General features: G+C 63.8%; 15 protein-coding genes. 8 read left to right on the top strand and 7 right to left on the bottom strand.

The features are described from left to right. Nucleotides 1-2 precede the first annotated feature (2 nt). From ACYVHT_RS03400 to ACYVHT_RS03380, 5 genes are all read right to left on the bottom strand, one after another. Nucleotides 3-242: a hypothetical protein gene (locus ACYVHT_RS03400; protein ID WP_460547944.1), complete on the bottom strand. Its 240-nt coding sequence runs from the start codon at nt 240-242 to the stop codon at nt 3-5. Between the two features lie 44 nt (nt 243-286). Beyond that, on the bottom strand, nt 287-1,693 hold the full coding sequence (locus ACYVHT_RS03395) for a radical SAM protein (protein WP_460547942.1): 1,407 nt from the start codon (nt 1,691-1,693) through the stop codon (nt 287-289). Nucleotides 1,694-1,733: 40 nt separating this feature from the next. Continuing rightward, nucleotides 1,734-2,120, bottom strand: a complete 387-nt coding sequence (locus ACYVHT_RS03390) for a hypothetical protein (protein WP_460547940.1) — start codon at nt 2,118-2,120, stop codon at nt 1,734-1,736. 181 nt (nt 2,121-2,301) lie between these two features. Further along, nucleotides 2,302-3,543, bottom strand: a complete 1,242-nt coding sequence (locus tag ACYVHT_RS03385) for a T9SS type A sorting domain-containing protein (RefSeq protein ID WP_460547938.1) — start codon at nt 3,541-3,543, stop codon at nt 2,302-2,304. 66 nt (nt 3,544-3,609) lie between these two features. Further along, the gene (locus tag ACYVHT_RS03380; RefSeq protein WP_460547936.1) at nt 3,610-4,383 is read right to left on the bottom strand and encodes a prolipoprotein diacylglyceryl transferase; all 774 of its coding nucleotides are present in this window, start codon (nt 4,381-4,383) and stop codon (nt 3,610-3,612) included. A gap of 219 nt (nt 4,384-4,602) precedes the next feature. On the opposite strand from ACYVHT_RS03380, the gene ACYVHT_RS03375 reads away from it, so the two are divergent. The 3 genes from ACYVHT_RS03375 (at nt 4,603) to ACYVHT_RS03365 (ending at nt 7,937) form a co-directional block, all read left to right on the top strand. Further along, nucleotides 4,603-6,294, top strand: a complete 1,692-nt coding sequence (locus tag ACYVHT_RS03375; RefSeq protein ID WP_460547935.1) for a hypothetical protein — start codon at nt 4,603-4,605, stop codon at nt 6,292-6,294. Nucleotides 6,295-6,299: 5 nt separating this feature from the next. Beyond that, complete coding sequence (locus tag ACYVHT_RS03370) at nt 6,300-7,526, top strand: radical SAM protein (RefSeq protein WP_460547933.1); 1,227 nt, start codon at nt 6,300-6,302, stop codon at nt 7,524-7,526. A gap of 162 nt (nt 7,527-7,688) precedes the next feature. Beyond that, a complete protein-coding gene (locus ACYVHT_RS03365; RefSeq protein WP_460547931.1) occupies nt 7,689-7,937 on the top strand; it encodes a hypothetical protein in 249 nt (82 codons plus the stop codon). A 73-nt stretch (nt 7,938-8,010) separates the two neighbouring features. On the opposite strand, the gene ACYVHT_RS03360 is transcribed toward ACYVHT_RS03365, so the two are convergent. Beyond that, the gene (locus tag ACYVHT_RS03360; RefSeq protein WP_460547929.1) at nt 8,011-9,054 is read right to left on the bottom strand and encodes an SDR family NAD(P)-dependent oxidoreductase; all 1,044 of its coding nucleotides are present in this window, start codon (nt 9,052-9,054) and stop codon (nt 8,011-8,013) included. Between the two features lie 163 nt (nt 9,055-9,217). Between ACYVHT_RS03360 and ACYVHT_RS03355 the strand changes: the two genes are divergently transcribed. Both ACYVHT_RS03355 and ACYVHT_RS03350 read left to right on the top strand, forming a co-directional pair. Next, nucleotides 9,218-9,778: a hypothetical protein gene (locus ACYVHT_RS03355; RefSeq protein ID WP_460547927.1), complete on the top strand. Its 561-nt coding sequence runs from the start codon at nt 9,218-9,220 to the stop codon at nt 9,776-9,778. 135 nt (nt 9,779-9,913) lie between these two features. Beyond that, the gene (locus ACYVHT_RS03350; RefSeq protein ID WP_460547925.1) at nt 9,914-10,909 is read left to right on the top strand and encodes a bile acid:sodium symporter family protein; all 996 of its coding nucleotides are present in this window, start codon (nt 9,914-9,916) and stop codon (nt 10,907-10,909) included. A gap of 74 nt (nt 10,910-10,983) precedes the next feature. Here ACYVHT_RS03350 and ACYVHT_RS03345 read toward each other — a convergent pair whose 3' ends face one another. Further along, nucleotides 10,984-11,697 carry a dienelactone hydrolase family protein gene (locus ACYVHT_RS03345; protein WP_460547923.1) on the bottom strand — a complete coding sequence of 238 codons (714 nt, stop codon included), beginning with the start codon at nt 11,695-11,697 and terminating at the stop codon, nt 10,984-10,986. A 161-nt stretch (nt 11,698-11,858) separates the two neighbouring features. On the opposite strand from ACYVHT_RS03345, the gene ACYVHT_RS03340 reads away from it, so the two are divergent. The 3 genes from ACYVHT_RS03340 to ACYVHT_RS03330 all read left to right on the top strand — a co-directional run bounded on the left by ACYVHT_RS03340 (nt 11,859) and on the right by ACYVHT_RS03330 (nt 16,964). Then, nucleotides 11,859-12,908 carry an LLM class flavin-dependent oxidoreductase gene (locus ACYVHT_RS03340; protein WP_460547920.1) on the top strand — a complete coding sequence of 350 codons (1,050 nt, stop codon included), beginning with the start codon at nt 11,859-11,861 and terminating at the stop codon, nt 12,906-12,908. Nucleotides 12,909-13,128: 220 nt separating this feature from the next. After that, nucleotides 13,129-15,651 carry a TonB-dependent siderophore receptor gene (locus ACYVHT_RS03335; RefSeq protein ID WP_460547918.1) on the top strand — a complete coding sequence of 841 codons (2,523 nt, stop codon included), beginning with the start codon at nt 13,129-13,131 and terminating at the stop codon, nt 15,649-15,651. A 38-nt stretch (nt 15,652-15,689) separates the two neighbouring features. Further along, a complete protein-coding gene (locus ACYVHT_RS03330) occupies nt 15,690-16,964 on the top strand; it encodes a PepSY-associated TM helix domain-containing protein (protein ID WP_460547917.1) in 1,275 nt (424 codons plus the stop codon). Nucleotide 16,965 lies beyond the last annotated feature (1 nt).

Below are 16,965 nucleotides of genomic sequence, written 5' to 3'. Positions count from 1 at the left end.
GGTTAGTGCATGCCGCCCAGGTGCAGATGGGTACTGCATTCGCTGAAGCCTGCAATGGCAATCAGCAGGGCCGATGTCCAGCAGGCAAGCCCGTTTTCCCGCTCACCGGTGACGAGGAGCAGCAGCCCCATCACGGCATTCAGCAGCCACAGCGCTATCAGCAGCCCGAGAATGCTGCTATCGGAATCGACGAGCTGCCGTCCGGTGTGAATAACGACCATCACAATCAGGTTGGCAAGCACAATTCGGCCAAAGTGGCCACGGGGTTTAGGGGGAGTGGGCTCGCTCATATCACTCCCTGGCGTTCGCCCCGCAATTCCTCCAGCCGGGCCAGTTTCTCCTGGTCGCGGTAGAAGATGTTCATGGTTTCAAACGGAATGATTTTCAAATCCTTGCTCACGATGTGGACGCAGGACTTTTTCACGGCCCGCACGTCGAAATTCCACGGGTCCATGAACTGCAGGATGATGATGCGGAACAGGTTTTCGTAGCCCAGATTGGGCGCTGAAACCTGCGGTAGGCAGCACAGCAGCTGGTTGATTTCGGGCACCACCGTGTCCACGGTGTTGGCCGTGCTGAAGAGCTTGAGCATGTGCTGGCGCAGGCGCGGGTCGCGCTCATACACAATGGTGTTGCCGGCGTTGGTGAGCAGGTCGGCGGGGTCCACGTAGCGGGTGAGGGGGAATACCTCGCCGTCGAGCTTCAGGGCGTAGGCCATGGCTAGCGCGTCGGGGTTGCAGGGCACGGGCAGCAGGTCGGCGGCCGAGAACACCGGGCTTTGGTCGATGATGCCCTGCCGCACTTCGGTGAGCGAAAACGAGTCGGTTTCGGGGTTGAAGTTATCGAGCCGCCCGGCCGCCTGCGTGGGCTGAAACGTGACGCCGCGAATGCAGCGCTGCTTCAGGGCGTAGTCGATGATGTCGCCCATCTCGTCATCGTTCAGGCCCTTTTGCAGCGTCACCACCAGCGTGGTGCTGAGGTTGTATTTGTTCAGGTTTTCGATGGCCTGCCGCCGCACCTCGCGCAGGTCGCGGCCGCGCATGGTCAGCAGCACGTTTTCGCGGAAGGAGTCGAACTGCAGGTACACCTCGAACGCGCCCGAATACGTGGCCAGCCGCGCTACAAACGCTTCGTCTTTGGCCAGGCGCACGCCGTTGGTATTCACCATCAAGTGCTTGATGGGCTTGCGTTTGCACATGTCCAGAATCTCCCAGAACTGCGGGTGCAGCGTGGGCTCACCGCCCGAAATCTGCACCACGTCGGGCTCGCCCTCGTTGGCTACCACCAGGTCCACCATGGCTTCCACTTCTTCCAGGGTGCGGTGCCGGCCGTGGGTTGGGCTGCTCTCGGCGTAGCAGGTGGGGCAGGTGAGGTTGCAGCGGTCGGTTATCTCGATGACGGTGAGGCAGCTGTGCTGCTCGTGGTCGGTGCAGAGGCCGCAGTCGTAGGGGCAGCCAAAATGCGTGGCCATGTTGAAGCGGCGTGGCGTTTCGCTGGGCTTCACGTAGTTGCGGATGCTCTTGTAGTACTCAATATCGGTGGCAATGCGCACCTTCTGCCGCCCGTGCTCGGGGCAGCGCTTGAGCATGAACACGTTATTGTCTTCGAAGACGATTTTGGCCTCGATGCGGCGCAGGCATTCCGGGCAGAGGCTGAGGGTGAAGTCGTAGTAGGTGTAGGGCCGTTCGGGCATGGTGTGGAAAGGAATTATTCTACTGGTTTGGAAGAAGTATTTAATTCGTTTTAATTACAGTAGCAGTGAAAGTGCGGTCGAAAAAATTTGACGCAGATACCTGCGTGTAGGAACTATCGGTCGTACTGATTATTCTGACTGTTAATTGCGCGTTTTTGGGCATAGCAGGGTATTTGTCAAATACATCCTGATTAGGCGTTAGCACATAGGTGCAGTCATTAATCCAGCTGACTTTATAGGTTGTTGGTTTTTTTGCACCATCAAAAAACTCGCTTTGCTCTGCGCCCGAGCGTTTTATAATAGTCGAATGGCCGTTGTCAATTAATTTGAAAGTGCCGTTTTTAAAGCTATTGCATTTTGCGTCCTGAGCGTGCGCTGATTGGGTTGAAATAAAGGAAATAAAAAAGAATAGCAAGGCGATTTTCATGGCAGGTATTTATGGCGTGCACAACTTGGAATTACTACCGTAGCTGAAACTGACGATATATGCGGTGCCGGAATAACCTACGGCCAACAAATAGCCGCTGAAGAACCCCTTCAGCGGCTACGGCTACCGGAGTAGCAAGGTGGCAAGAAAATCGGACATTGACGCGCGGACGGCAGGGGTTCTATTCGCGCTGAAAGCGGAGGCGCTGGCGGCCCACTTCCAGATAGTACAGGCCGGGCGGCAGGCCGGCCACCGCCAGTGGGCGGCGGGCATCGGAAGCGGTGAGGACGAGGCTGCCCAGGGCGTTGAACACGCGCACCGGCTGGTTGGCGGGAGCCCCGCTGATGGTGAGAGCGGTAGCCGCCGGGTTGGGGTAAATTTCCAGGCCCGCCGCACCCGCGCCTGCCAGCGTGGCCGTGGCAACGCTGGCGCAGAACTGAATGCGCGGATTCTGAGCATCGCTGCACGGATACAGGTACTTGCTTTGGGGCCAGCGCACCAGCGGGTTGGCGCTCGAAATGAGGGGCTTGAGGCCGGTGGGCATGGTGACCTGGGCAGCGCTGCCGTGGCCGAGGGCCACGTTTTTGCCGGCCAGGCTGCCGGTGAAGGTGTAGTCGCAGAGGGCGTCGAGCAGGCGGTAGTAGGCGTAGTAGTCCAGGGCATCGAAGGCTGCGGCCGTGTTGGGCACCACGTGGTCGGCGGCGTAGGTGTGGTTGGCCAGCGTGTCGGAGCGCAGCAGCAGGAAGTCTTTTTCGGCCGCCGGGATGTTGACGTTGCGAAACGCATCGATGGCCATGCGGTGGTCGTTGGTGTCGTCGTCGTTGAAGATTTCGACCAGCAGGCGCGTATTGCTTGGGAAGCTGGCCAGCTCGGCGGGCGTGAGGTTGTACACGTACCACGGCGCCAGCGAGTAGATGAAGCGGCCGTTCTGGCCCCAGCCATTGTCGAGAAAGCAGCGCAGGCCATTGCCAAACGACGCCCCGCCCCCGAAAGAATGGCCCAGAAAGCCCACCCGCGTGGTATCGATGATGGCAGGGTAGCGGCGGGCGGCCCGCCGGAAGCCCTGCAGCAGGTTGGTGTAGCGGTCGGCCACCGTCACGCCGGTGGTCTGGTAGGGCACAAACACGATGGCGTAGCCCTTGCGCGCCGCAAATTCCAGCACCCCGATGATGTTGGCCGACACGTTGCCGCCGAAGGCGTGGCTATAGAAAATAGTGGGGACGCGCCCGGTGGCATCGGCCGGGTAATACACTTCGATGCTGTGGCCCAGGAAGTTGAGGTTGGGAAACGAAACCGAGGCCACCGGATGCGGGCCATCGGCGCCGTAGCCGGTGGTGGGCTTGGGGTAGTTGGGGTCGGCGTACTGGGCGCGGGCCGGTGCCCATAGCAGCACCAGCAGCAGGAAGGTATAGAAACGGGTCATGGAGCAAGCGTTTTTTCTGAATGGACGGTGAAGCCGCCGCACAGTTTAATTGCCTGCTGTCCTGAATTATGCTTTTGCAACGGCCGAGCCTTTGTTGCGGCTCCGCAATTCCCTCAGCCACAGCCAGCCGTAATACCCCAGCCCCGCCACGCACGCCCACTGAATGGCCGTGAGCCCCAGTCCCGGCAGGGGAGGGGTGGGCTTGATAAACTCCACCAGCAGCCGAAACAGCAGGTAGCCGCTCAGAAACAGCTGAAACCGCCGGCCATTGGCCAACGCCTGGCGGCGCTCCAGCAGCCACAGCCCCAGCCCCAGCGCCGCCAGCAACAGAATTTCGTAGAGGTTGGTGGGGTGGCGGCGCACGCCATCGCCGAAATTGATGCCCCAGGGCAGGGCCGTGCCGTTGCCGTAGGTGCCATCTTCCAGCCCGCTGAAAAAGCAGCCCAGCCGCCCGATGGCGAGGCCCAGAATAAGGGGAAACACCATGAGGTCGCCGCTGCTGGCCGTCACGCCCAGGTGTTTCTTGGTGACTTCCACTCCGATGAGGCCGCCCAGAAAGCCGCCCACAATGGTTTTGTTGGTGAAATAATACAGCCAGCCGCCGGGCGGGTGCAGCAGCAGCTCGGGGTGCTCCAGCAGGCCCAGCAGGCGCGAGCCCAGCAGCGCCCCGGCCGCCGCGCCCACAAAAATCCATTGGCGGTGCTCGGCGCTAATGTGGTCGGGGTGGCGGGCGCGCAGGTAGGTGTAGAGGCGGAACCCCAGCGTGTAGGCCAGCACCTCGCACAGCAGGTGCACGGGCAGGCGGGCGGGGCCCAGGGCAAGCTCGACGGGGAAATGCATGGGCTAAAACTAGCGCGGGGCTGCCAAAGCGCAAGCCGTAATGCAACAGCCGCACGCTGCCAAGAGGTCTTGCCGGGCTGGGTCTATAATCCATATTATGAAATGCTTATACTGATAAACCGCGGTTTGCTAAGGTCTGATTATCGCAATTATTGAACTTGACTGCGCAGAAGTGGCGGCTACCTTGGCGACATGGTTTTCCACTTTAAGTGCCTTGCGATGAAGCCAACAATTACCCGCTTGTTTCCCTATTTCAGTTTGCTGAAGCTGTTGCGCTGCCGGCCGGTAGCGGCCGCCATTTCGTGGTTTCTGCTGGCCGTTTTCGTGCCGCTGCTTTCGGGCTGCAACTACTACCGCACCAAGGACCAGCCGGTGAGCCGCGACAACGTGAACCTGCTGGCCGAGTCGAAGCTGTTTGTCATTCACCAGGGCGATGCGGCGTGGGTGCTGCGCAATCCGAAGCTCAACGGCGAAGTGCTGGAAGGCAATCGGGAGCCGGTGAAGGGCGTGGTGGAGTTCTACCAGACGCCGCCCGGGAAAGGCGTATCGCCCCGCTACCGCCGCTGGGATGCGGAGCAGGTGCTGAACATCGTGCACGTGTACATCAGCGACGTGCAGCCCGGCCCCGAGGACCGGGTGAGCATTCCGTTCGCGTCCATCAGGCAGATTGATTTGGTGGAGAAAGACTCGGGCAAAACCACGGCTTCCTATGTGCTGGGCGGGCTGGGCATTACGGCCGGGGTGGTGGCCATTCTGGCTGTTATCGTTGCCCTCACCAAAAGCTCCTGCCCGTTTGTGTACGCCTACGATGGGCACGAATACCGCTTCGTGGGCGAGGCCTACGGCGGGGCCATCTTCGCGCCGGCCGAGCGCAACGACTACCTGCCGCTGCCCGGAATGCAGCCCGAAAACGGTGAATACCGCCTCAAAATCAGCAACGAGCTGAAGGAGCGGCAGTACACCAACCTGGCCGAGCTGTGGCTGGTGCAGCACCCGGCCGGCACGCAGGTGCTGCTCGACCAGCGCGGCCACGTCCAGACGCTGACAACGCCGCTGCCGCCCACCCAGGCCCGCTCGCAGGCTGGCCACGACTGCACTGCCCAGCTGCAGGCCACCGACCATAGCGCCTTTCTCTTCAACGAAGACCAGCCCGGCAGCGCCCCCAACAGCCTCACCCTGAGCTTTGCCAAACCCGCCGCTGCCCGGCATGGCAAGCTGGTGCTGCACGCCCAGAATTCGCTGTGGCTCGACTACCTCTACGGCGCGTTTATTGAGAAATTCGGCACGGCCTACAACAGCTGGGCGGCGCAGCAGAAGACCCAGCCCGCCGAGATAAACCGCCAGTGGAGCCTCGACCAGAGCATTCCGCTGAAGGTGTACGTGGAGGCCGGCCACGGCTGGCAGCTGGCCGAAACCATCCCGACCATCGGCCCGCTAGCCGCGCGCGACCTGGTGGTGCCGCTCGGTTTCGCCGCCAATGCCACCGGGCAGGTGCGCGTGAAGCTGGAATGCGGCTTCATGTTCTGGGAGGTCGATTATGCCGCGCTCGATTGCAGCCCCAACGTGCCCGTGCAGCTCGACAACTGCCGCCTGAGCAGCGCCCGCACCGAGCGCGGCACCGACGCCCGCGCCCAGCTGGCCGCCGATGACACGCTGTACCTGAGCCAGCCCCGGCCCGGCTCCGTGGCCAGCCTCAGCTACCAAAGCCACCTGCCCGCGCCGGCCGCCGGCACGCGCTGCACCGCCTTTCTGCGCACCAAGGGCTACTACGAGCACATCCGCGACTTCCAGGGGCTGCCCAACCTGCCCGAGCTATACGCCTTCAAAAAGCCCGGCCGCTTCATCGAATTCTCGAAGGAGCAGTACCGCGCCGCTACCCAGCAGTTCACACCCGTTCTCGCCCAACGCTAACCCCTATGGAAGCCACACTCATCACCGACATTACCTATGTAGAAGCGCCGGCCGCGCCGGTGGCCCCGCCCAGCCTGCCGCCCACGGTGCTGGCCTCGGGCCTGAAGCGCCGCCTCGTGGCGGGGCTGTTTCAGCTGGCCGATGCGCGCCTGCTGTGGCGCTTTCTGCGCACGCCGGCCCGTGTGGGCCTGGCCATCAGGCGCGTTGAAGAGCTGAAGCGGGAGTATTACGGCGACCTCGAAATCCGCAAAACGGCCCGCGTAGCCGGCCGCTACTACCGCGAATACTACGCGCCCGGCTGGCCCGGCAAGGCCTACGACAATTACATTGCCACCACCATCAACCGGCTGGTGCCGTTCCGGGGCGATGCCGAAACGCTGAACCTGGTGTTTCTGGCCATCACCAAAAAATGCCCGCTGGCCTGCGAGCACTGCTTCGAGTGGGACGCCCTGAACCAGCGCGAAACCCTGACGCGGGACCACATCCGCGAGCTGGTGGCCGCGTTTCAGGCCCGGCACGTCAGCCAGATTTTTTTCAGCGGCGGCGAGCCCATGCTGCGCGTCAACGACCTGGTGGCCGTGGTGGCCGCCGCCCGGCCCGGCACCGATTTCTGGGTGATAACCTCGGGCTTCAATTTCACCCGCGAAAACGCCGGCCGGCTCAGGCGGGCGGGGTTCACCGGCGTCACCATCAGCCTCGACCACCACGAGCCGGCCCGGCACAACGCCTTTCGCGGCTCGCCGCAGGCCTACCAGCATGCCGTGCAGGCGGCAGCTTTCGCCCACGAAGCCGGCCTCGTGGTGAACCTCTCGCTCTGCGTCACCCAGGAATTTACCACCGGCGCCAACCTCTGGGCCTACGCCGAGCTGGCCCGGCAGCTGGGCGTCACCTTCATCCAGATTCTGGAGCCGCGCGCCGTGGGGCACTACGCGGGCAAAGCCGTCGACCTGAGCCCGGCCCAGCTTGCGCTGCTGGAAGAATTTTACCTGAAAATGAATTTTGCCTCCGATTATTTCGGCTGGCCCATCGTGCACTACTACGGCTACCACCAGCGCCGCATGGGCTGCACCGGCGCGGCCGACCGGTTCCTGTACGTGGACACCGACGGCGACCTGCACGCCTGTCCTTTCTGCCAGAAAAAAAGCGGCAGTGCCCTCGGCGGCTGCCTCGATGGCTCATTGAACGCGCTGAAAAGCCGCGGCTGCCACGCCTTCGCCAACGCAAAAATGTAGAGACGCGAAGTGTCGTGTCTCTACATCAGTCTGGTCGACTCGATACGCCCAACCGTCGAATGATGACCTCTGCGATGTAATAATTCTGCCCTTCCCTGGGTTAAGAAACCATAAGCCGCTCAGCGGTGGGTTGTCAGATTTCTTTATCCTAATCGCAACGCTATGGTTCGCAATGTTTTGGTACTCGTTGGCTTGTTGGGTTTGTTGACCGGAGCGAAGGCTTCGGCCTCCGGTATTTTCGATTCGTTCCGCGACCCCAACCGCAAGATTATGCCCGGCCATCACAAGCCGATTCACCGGCGCTACGGGCACCACGGCATCCTGCACAACGGTTTCCTGGGCATTCACAACCGCCGGCAAACCAGTGCCTCAGGTGCCGCCGTGGCCAAACGGCGGCGCGGGACTCTGTAGTGAGAATAGCGAACGAATTAAGCAATAAAACAGAACGGTCATGCTTCAGCTGCGCTCAGCATGACCAATTGCCCTACAGTTCGTTGTTCTTCGCTGCCGCTTTGCGGGTAAGCGTGGTGAGCGGCGAGCGGGTGATTTCCGATTCGCTCTCGAAGCCGGTGCGGCGCACGTTGGCGGCGGGGCTTTCGCCGGTGGCGGGCAGGGCGCGGTTCATCCAACTCAGAATGTCGGTGGTGGTGCCGGGCAGCAGGCCGTGGAAAGCGGCCAGGAACTTGGCCGGCAGCGAGAGAATGACCTCGCCGTCGCCGCGGCGGCAGGCGTTCCAGATTTGGCGGCCGGCCTGCTCGGCATTCAGCGTGAAGCCAGGCATGGCATCGGCAATGCTGAACCAGGCAAACTCTTTTTCGTGCTGGCCCTTTACTTCGGCGTGGTCGGGGCTGCCGGTGCGCAGCAGGCCGGGGCATACCGTCGTCACCGAAATGCCATGCTGCTTCAACTCGGCCCGGAAGCCTTCGGACAGGCCCACCAGCGCAAACTTGCTGGCGCTGTAGGGCGCCATGTGGGGCAGCGCCACCTTGCCGCCCAGCGAGGAAATATTGACAATGCGGCCCGCGTTGCGGCGGCGCATGCTGGGCAGCACGGCCTGCATGGCGTGCAGCGGCGCCCAGAAGTGCACGGCCATCGAATCCTCAAAATCGCGGGTGTCCATGTTGTCCAGCGGCCCGGCGGTGATGATGCCGGCGTTGTTGATGAGCACGTCAATCGGCCCGAGGCGGTTTTCCACCTCGGCTACCATGGTGCGTACTTCCACCTCGTTGGTGATGTCGCGCGAGAGGGTGAGCACGTCGGCTTCGGCCGCGCCGGCCATCAGCAAGTCCTGGCGGGCGCGGGCCAGTTCGGCCTCGTCGCGGGCGCAGATGGCCACGCGGGCCCCTTCGGCCACGGCCTGGCGGGCCAGCACCAGGCCCAGCCCGCGCGAGCCACCGGTGATGAGCACCACGCGGCCGCTCAGGTCGTAAGAGCCGCGGCGGTTGCCCCAGAGGGTGGCGGCCAGGGCTACGGTGCCGAGGCCGGCGGCCAGCAGCCAGTTGGTTTTGGAGCGTTTGGCGTTTTTCATGAGTAGCTGTATGCCAAATGGGGCCGAAAGGTTGCACGCCGCCGGGCGGGGCGTCGGTTTTTCGGCGGTTTCTGGCACGAAAGGTAGCTGGCGGCACGTTAGGGGCGCAACAGGTGGGGATTTAGGCCGATATTTACCTCTTCCTCACCCCTCTTTTTCTGTAATGCTTGTATCAACCCGCCTCCACTCCCTGAAACTGAAACCTGTCCTGCTCGCGTCGCTGCTGCTGGCCGGGGCCGCTCCGCAGGCCTTGGCGCAGGCCCCGGCCACCGTCAAAACCAAGTCGAAAACCCCCGGCCAGGCCACCGTCAAGACCAAAGGCCCGGTAGCCAAAAGCGCCCCCGCGCCGGAGCAAGCGCCCCAGACGGAATTTGCCCCCGATGCCGTGATTGATGCCAAGGCCAACGCCCTCACCACCAACATGCAGCAGAACCTGGGCCTCACCCCTCAGCAAACCGAGAAAGTGCGCGTCATCAACCGCCGGGGCGTGGAGCAGGTCGAAAACGGCCGCCTGCGCTACAAGGCCGACCCGCGCAAGCTGGCCGGCATCATCGAAAGCGCCGGCCGCTCGCGCCTCGAAGCCCTGAAAGACGTGCTCAACCCCGTCCAGTTTGCCAAGTACCAGCGCAAGCGCGAAGAGAAGATGGGCGTGCCCAACGTGCAGGGCGTGCAGGGCAATGCCGCGCCCGGCCTGGGCAGCGGCGGCGGGGGAGGCGGCGAGTAGCGGCGCTTGTTCTAAAGTAAAACGTTTGTCATCCTGAGCGCAGCGAAGGACGACGAAAAGGCCCACCCAAAAGCCGTCTGCTGCGTATTCTTGCGCATGACGCAACCCCAGGCCCCGCCCGCTCCCAACCGTTTCATGGCTCTTTTGTCCCGCGCCGGACTCGACTGGTTTTTGCTGGCGCTGATTGGCGTGGTGGGGCTGGCTTACTGGCAGCCCGGCCTGGGCAGCAAGGCCAGTCCGGTGCCCTGGCACCTCATCACCACGGTGGGCGTGGGGCTGGTTTTCTTCTTCTACGGCCTCAAGCTGAGCTTTGCCAAGCTGCGCGAAGGCATGCGCAACTGGCGGCTGCACACGGTGGTGCAGCTGGCCACGTTCGGGCTGTTTCCGCTGCTGGCGCTGGCCGTGCGGCCGTTTTTCGGCGGCGAGGGCGGCGAGCTGCTGTGGCAGAGTATTTTCTTTCTGTGCGCGCTGCCCAGCACGGTTTCCACGTCGGTGGTGATGGTGAGCATTGCGGGCGGCAACCTGCCGGCGGCTATTTTCAACGCCAGCGTTTCCAGCCTGATTGGCATCGTGCTCACGCCGCTGCTTACCAGCCTGGTGCTGCACACCGGCACGGGCGGCAGCCAGCTGTGGGGCCTGGCGGTGCAGCTGCTGTGGCAGGTGGTGCTGCCGGTAGGGGCGGGCATTGCGCTCAATTCCCGCTTCCATGCCGCAGTGGACCGCCACAAGGCCGGCCTGCGCATCTTCGACCAGGTTACCATCCTGCTTATCGTTTTCACCGCCTTTTGCGAGTCCTTCGCCGAAGGCATTTTCACCCGCTACCAGCCGGCCGACATCGTGAAGCTGGGCGCGGGCATGGTGGCGCTGTACCTGGTAGTATTCGGCGCCATCTGGGGCCTGACGCGCCGGCTGGGCTTCCCGCGGGCCGACCAGATTGTGGCCGTGTTCTGCGGCTCGAAGAAGTCGCTGGTGCACGGCAGCGTAATGGCCAGCCTGCTGTTTCCCGCCAGTGCCGCCACCGGGCTGATTCTGCTGCCCCTGATGCTGTATCATGCGCTGCAAATCATTCTGGCCAGCAGCATGGCGCAATACTTGGGCCGGCAGCAGGTGGCGGAGCCGGCGGTAGGGTAGGGGGCCGGCCAAAAAGAACGTCATGCTTCGGCGGCGCCCAGCATGACGTTCCTGATGCGTGATGCCGCAGTAGGCTACGCGCCCAGCTTCTCTGCAAAGAAGGCCAGCGTCAGCGCCCAGGCTTCCTTGGCGGCTTCGGGGTGGTAGCTGGGCCGCTCGTCGCAGTGAAAGCCGTGGTCGGCGTAGGAGATGACCGTGTTGATGTAGGGCTTGCCGGCGGCTTCCACGGCCTCGGTCACCTCGGCAATGTGCGCTTTGCTGATGTGGGCATCGAGCCCGCCCCAGAAGAAGAGGTGCGTGCCGTGCAGGTCTTTTGCGCGGTCCTTGATGGTGTGGGTGCCGCCGCCGTAGTACGAAACCCCCGCCGCCAGCGGCAGCACGGCATTGGCCAGAAACGACACGCGCCCGCCCAGGCAGAAGCCGATGCTGCCGATTTTATCGGCCTTCACCAACGGCTGCGCCGTGAGCCAGTCGAACGAGGCGCGCAGGTCGGCGGTGAGGCCCTCTGCCGTGATGCCCTGGAAGTGCGGGGCGGCCACGGTCGCAAAGTCGGAATAGGCAATTTCCAGCCCCGGCGCGGCCGTGCGGTGGAACAGCTCGGGCGCTACCACGGCATAGCCAGCCGCCGCCAGCCGGTCGGCCACGCTGCGAATGTGGTGGTTTACGCCGAATGCCTCCTGCAGCAGGATGATGCCGGGCACCGGGCCGGTAGCGGTGGGGAAAGCCGTGTAGGCGCGCATCTCGGTGCCGTCGGCTACGGAGAGGGTAACGAAATTCTGGTCGCTCATTAAAGAGAAGAATAAATAAAGTCCGGGTGCTTAACAGCTGAGCGGGTAATTGTTCAGCCCCGCGCCATGCCCGGCCTCCGATTAAACGCTGCCGTAAACCGGATGGCCGTGCCAGCGGTTCTGCAAGACAATTCCCTTTCCCCTGTCAATTCCTCAAACTTATGTCCGCTTCCAAAATTCGCCTCAACGTGCTCGACCAGTCGCCCATCCGGCCCGGCAGCACCCCGCGCGAAGCCATTCTCGAAACCGTTGAGCTGGCCCGGCTGGCCGACCGCCTCGGCTACACCCGCTTCTGGGTGAGCGAGCACCACAACACCAACACGCTGGCCGGCTCCACGCCCGAAGTGCTGCTGGCCTACCTCGGCAGCCAGACCAGCCGCCTCCGCATTGGCTCGGGCGGCATCATGCTGCCGCACTACTCGGCCCTGAAAGTGGCTGAGAACTTCCGCATGCTCGAAACCTTGTTTCCCGGCCGCGTGGACCTGGGCATGGGCCGCGCCCCGGGCGCCGACCGCCTCACGGCCTACGCGCTGAACCCCAACAATCAGTTCAACGAGAAGGATTTTGTGGAGCAGCTCATGGACCTGCAGGCCTACCTGCGCGATGAGAAAGTGCCCGACACCATTCACGAGCGGGTGATGGCCATTCCGCAGGCCCCCGCCGCGCCGGAGCTGTGGCTGCTGAGCTCCAGCGGCCAGAGCGGCCTGTTTGCCGGGCACCTGGGCATGGCGTTTTCCTTTGCGCAGTTCATCAACGGCAACGGCGGCCCGGCGGCCGTGCAGCAGTACCGCGAGCGGTTCCGGCCCAGCCCGGAGCTGGCCGCGCCGCTGGCCAACGTGGCCGTATTCACCTTCTGCGCCGATACCGAGGAGAAAGCCAACGAACTGCGCAAAGCCATGGACATGCAGCTGATTCGCTTCAACCGGGGCGATTTCCGCACTTTCCCTTCCGCCGAAGAAGTGCGCAGTCACCAATTCTCCGCCGAAGACGAGGCCCACCTGGCGTTCAACCGCAACCGTGTGGTGAGCGGTACGCCCGGTCAGGTGCACGCCCAGTTCACCCAAATGGCCGCCGATTACGGCGTGGACGAAATCACGGCCGTCACCATCACCGCCGACTTCCAGGACCGCCTGCGCTCCTACGAGCTGCTGGCCGAGGCATTTGAGCTGGAAGCCGTACCGGTGAGCGCGGCCGCCGCCGCATTCGCGTAGGCACTTGGCTCCGGCATGGAGAAGGCGGCGGTGCCTTCGCCGTGCGGCAACAAAAAAAGCCCGGCTGACAGCCGGGCTTTTTTTGTTGATGATGAGGTGTTTATAAGAATACTGACTGTTTTCTTTCTGAGGGGATTCTGTTTTTTGCTGCTGATTATTTGTAACGATTCTAAATAGACTGCACCTTTGCACTGTATTTTGAATCTTTCTAAATAAGAGTATGCGCCACTTCTTCGCCCTGTTGCTAGTTGCTTCCTCCCTGCCAGCCACCGTTTGGGCCCAGCGTCCGGCGCACGCGCACGTCCGGCATCATGGCCCCACCGGCACCGTGACGGGCCGCGTGCTGCAGGCCGATGGCAAGGCGGCCGAGCAGGTTTCGGTGCGGGTGAAGGGCACGCCGCTGGGCACCACCACCGCGGCCGATGGCAGCTTCGAGCTGAACGCGCCGGCCGGCTGGCAGGTGCTCACGGTGAGCTGCCTGGGCTGCACGCCGCAGGAAGTGCCCGTGGAAGTGAAAGAAGGCCAGCGCGTGGAAGCCGCCGCCGTGCGCCTGGCCGCCGGCGAGCAACAGTTGAACGAAGTGACCGTGACCGGCGCCAAGGGCCTGAACCAGCGCACCCCCAGCGTGGGCAAGATGCCCATCGCGCCGCTCGACAACCCCCAGGCCACGCTCACCATCGAGCGGCCGGTGCTGGAGCAGCAGCAGGCCCTGCGCCTGAGCGACGTGCTGGCCAACGTGGCCGGCGTGTACGTGATGGGCACCACCGGCGGCACGCAGGAAGAAATTGCCAGCCGCGGCTTCGCCTACACCAGCAACAACACCTTCAAAAACGGCGTGCGCTACAACAACGGCATCGTGCCCGAAGTAAGCTCGCTCGAGCGCATGGAGGTGCTGAAGGGCAGCGCGGCCATTCTCTACGGCAACGTGGCGGCCGGCGGCGTGCTGAACCTCGTGACCAAGAAGCCGCAGTTTGAGCGCGGCGGCTCGGTGGGGCTGCGGGTGGGCAGCTTCGGGTTTGTGAAGCCGCAGTTCGACGTGTATGGGGCGGTGGACAAGCGCAATAAGGTGGCCTTCCGCCTGAACGGCACCTGGGAGCGCGCCGACAGCTACCGCGACGGCGTGCGCAGCAACCGCGTGTATGTGAACCCCTCGCTGCTGTTCCGCCTCACGCCCAAAACCGACCTCATCATCGAAGGCGACTACCTGCGCGACAACCGCACGCCGGACTACGGCATCGGGGCCATCAACTACGAGATTCAGGACTCGCGCAGCCGCTTCCTGAACGTGGCCGGGGCCAACAATGCCACCAACCAGACCAGCGCCACCGCCACGCTCACCTCGCGCCTCAGCGATGCGTGGCAGGTGCGGGCCGTGGGCTCGTTTCAGCGCTACGACAACGCCCTGAAAAGCGCCGCCCGGCCCACTGCCATCGTGGCCACGCCCGGCGCCACCTACGGCAACTGGACGCGCGGCCTGCAGCGCACCGAAACCGCCGAAAACTACTTCCTGGCCCAGCTCGACCTGACCGGAAATTTCCGCACCGGCTTCATCGGCCACACGCTGCTGGTGGGGGCCGATGCCGACCAGTACAACACCAGTACGCTGGCCTACACCAACCCGGCTTCGCCCACGCGGCCCACCACGGCCGTCTCGGCCTATGACGTCATCAACATTCTGGACTTCAGCAAAGTCATTGCCCAGCCGGCCGAGCGCCTCACGGGCTTCGACGACCTGGTGCGCAACTCGCTGACGAAGGGCAACACCCGCCGCGCCGGCTTCTACGCCCAGGATTTGCTCAGCCTGTCGGACAAAGTGAAGGTGCTGGCCGGCCTGCGCTGGAGCTACCAGGAAACGCCCAGCGACGTGTACACCTACAACACCATTGCCAGCGTAGCCGCCAAAACGGCCAACACCTACGTGGAAACCCGGCGCTACGACAACGCCTTTTCGCCGCGCCTGGGCCTGGTGTACCAGCCCCTGAAAATGACCTCGCTGTTTGCCTCTTATGCCAATTCCTTCGCGCCCAACACCGGGCTCGATTTGCAGGGCAACTCGCTGGCTCCCTCGCTCATCGACCAGTACGAAGTGGGCATCAAAAACGAGCTGTTCAAAGGCGCGCTCTCGGCCAACGTGACGGCCTACCGCATCGTGAACAGCAACCAAGCCCAGGCCGTATTGCCCAACGACCCGCGCTACACCACTGCCGCCACCGCCAGCCCCATGGAGCTGGCCGGCCAGGTCACCAGCAAAGGCGTGGAAGTGGACGTGCAGAGCCGCCCCATGAACGGCATCTCGCTCATCGTGGGCTATAGCTACAACCAGACGGCCTACACCCGCAGCAACATCTACGAAGACGGCAGCCGCCTGCGCTACAACCCCGCCCACACGGCCAACGCCAGCCTGTACTACAGCTTCGGCAACATCTTCGCCAACAGCGTGCTGCGCGGCCTGAATGCCGGCGTCACGGCCTACTACGTGGGCGACCGCCTGGCCGGCCGCAACAACCGCCTGGTGGACCCCACCACGGGCAAGCCCTGGGCCACGGCCGATGCCTTCAAGCTCATTGCCCTGCCCAACTATATGTTGTTTGATGCCTCGCTGGGCTACTCCTACGAGCGGTTTTCGGTGCGCGTGAAGCTGGCCAACCTGCTCAATAAGCTGAGCTATAACGTGCACGACGACAACAGCATCAACCCCATCGCGCCCCGCAACTTCGCGGCCACGCTCACCTACAAGCTCTAGCCAATACCGCCGCCGCCCGCGCCTCATCACCCCCCGCTATGACTCCGGTTAAATCTGCTTTTCGCACTGTGCACCTCTGGCTGGGCCTGGCCTCGGGGCTGGTCATCGTTTTCGTGTGCCTGACCGGCAGCGTGCTGGCTTTCGAGAAGGAGATTGAGCAGGCCTGGCACCCGGCCCGCTACTTCGTGACGCCCGCCAGCACGCCGCGCCTGTCGCTGGCCCAGCTCGCCGATGCCGTAAAGGCCCACAAGCCCAAAGCCCAAATCAGCGGCTTCAGGCTCTACGCCGACCCCACCCGCACCGTGGAGGTGAGCCTGGCCGGCGGCCCCGGCCCTGGCGGCGCACGGGGCGGCGGAGGCCGCATGAGCGCGGAGCCGGGCAAGCGGGTCGGCAACGGCCAATACCAGGCGGCCGACCGCGCCGAAGGCCGGGGCAAAAGGGAAGGCGGCCGGGGCGAAGGCGGCAAGGGCAAAGGCGAAGGCGGCGGCCCGCGCATCTTCGTAAACCCCTACACGGCTGCCATCACGGGCGAGCTGAACCCGCGCGACAACTTCTTCAAGACCGTGGAGCAGCTGCACCGCGGCCTGGTGGCCGGCAAGGTGGGCAAGCTGGTGATGGGCATCAGCGCGTCGATGTTCCTGTTTATTCTGGCTACGGGGCTGGTGCTGTGGTGGCCCACGGCCCGCAAGGCCCTGCGGCCGCGCCTGACGGTGAAGTGGGGCAGCGGCTGGAAGCGCCTCAACCACGACTTTCACATCTCGCTGGGCTTCTATGCGTCGGTCTTCCTGTTCGTCATCGCCCTCACCGGCGTGGGCATGTCGTTCGACTGGGTGGGGCAGGGCATCAACAAGCTCACCCACTCGCCCCTGAAGCGCCCCGAGCCGCCCACCTCGGCCGCGCCGGCCGTGGCCGGCACGGCGCCCTTTGCCGCCGATGCCGCGCTGGCCCTGGCCCGCCAGCAGGCCCCCGGGGCCGAGGCGTACACCCTGCAGCTGCCGAAGGAACCCACGGGCAGCATTCAGGTGGGGATTTTGCGCCCCGGCGCCATCACCGAGCGCGCCACCGATGACGTGTACCTCGACCAGTATTCCGGCAAAATCATCAAGACCCAGACCTACGAGCAGCGGCCCGCCGGCCAGCGCATCCGGGGCTTGTTCAAGCCGGTGCACACCGGCGAAATCGGGGGGCTGCCCACCAAGCTGCTGGCCTTCGTCATCAGCCTGCTGGGGGCCACGTTCCCCATCACCGGCACCATCATGTGGTGGAACCGCACGCGCAAAAGCCGGAAAAAGCCGCAGCTGCAAGCCGCGTAGC

The organism is Hymenobacter daeguensis (assembly GCF_054780555.1).
This window is presented reverse-complemented; position numbering and strand designations above follow the sequence as displayed.